A 944-nucleotide genomic window follows, 5' to 3' on the forward strand; every position below is an offset into this window, starting at 1 on the left:
TTGGGTTCTTTTAGCCACGATAGTAACGCACTTCGGAAATAGAAAAGTTTCAAACTTTAATGTCCTCCGACAACAAAGAGCGCAGGCTTCTTAGGAGCAGTTATAGCTTTAGTGCTCTCTATAGTAGTAGGAGTTGCTGCAGCTATGGAGTTACGCGGCGGCTTCGTTAAATCTCGCTTGATTAATTTACTTCGTTTGGACTGAAGAGCTGTTTGAACTGAGTTACTGAGCTTTACTTGTTACAAGTAACATCTTCTCTTCATTTCTTTTCGTAAAGTACAAGGACATCATGCTGCAGTTGAAGTTTATAAAAATACTTGTATAATCTGCGACCCGTAGTACTATGTATATAAAGTATATTGACATACTGATTTTTGGTGCTCATTTATATGTGGTGTTCATAAGGATATGGAAGCTACTACTGTAAAATCATTGGCAACTTGTGGAGGTCGTATGGCTAAGGTAAGTCAGTCAGCGAACCCACTAGAGTTGTTAGCAACTAACCCCGTAGAACTTAGCCTTGTTTCTGCTAAGTCAAAAATGATGTTAATTGTTAGCACTCTTATAAAGAATAGTGGGATGACTCAATCGGAAGCTGCTGAAGCTTTGGGTGTAAGCCAACCAAGAATAAGTAACCTAATGAACGGCAAGATCTCTAAGTTCTCCATCGATATGCTCTTAGAGATGCTAGGTAAACTAGGTTTTCTGTTGGATATCCGGTTTGACCCATCTGATATGAATAAGCCGATTAGCATGGACGTAAAAAAAACGGTCGTATAGACCGTTTATAATTTAAAAAAACAAAGGTTTATAACTGCTTGTGGCGAGCTGAGATAGTATCCTTGTGTTTTTTATCGGTGCCGTTTGAGGTTTTCGAGTAAGCATGAAGAATGTATAAAGTGTCATCTTTTATTACGTAAACCACCCTGTAAGCCGGTTTACCA

2 protein-coding genes are annotated in these 944 nt (G+C 38.8%); one reads left to right on the plus strand and one right to left on the minus strand.

The genetic code is table 11. The annotated features are described in order from the left end of the window. Positions 1-453 precede the first annotated feature (453 nt). Positions 454-780 (plus strand): helix-turn-helix transcriptional regulator, encoded by a 327-nt coding sequence (locus tag R8O10_RS24210; protein ID WP_318146310.1) that lies wholly within the window; start codon positions 454-456, stop codon positions 778-780. 28 nt (positions 781-808) lie between these two features. On the opposite strand, the gene R8O10_RS27975 is transcribed toward R8O10_RS24210, so the two are convergent. Further along, the gene (locus R8O10_RS27975) at positions 809-925 is read right to left on the minus strand and encodes a hypothetical protein (RefSeq protein ID WP_412035172.1); all 117 of its coding nucleotides are present in this window, start codon (positions 923-925) and stop codon (positions 809-811) included. Positions 926-944 lie beyond the last annotated feature (19 nt).

The sequence above is a fragment of the Vibrio sp. 1727 genome (assembly GCF_033344415.1).
GTDB classification, from domain to species: Bacteria; Pseudomonadota; Gammaproteobacteria; order Enterobacterales; family Vibrionaceae; genus Vibrio; species Vibrio alginolyticus.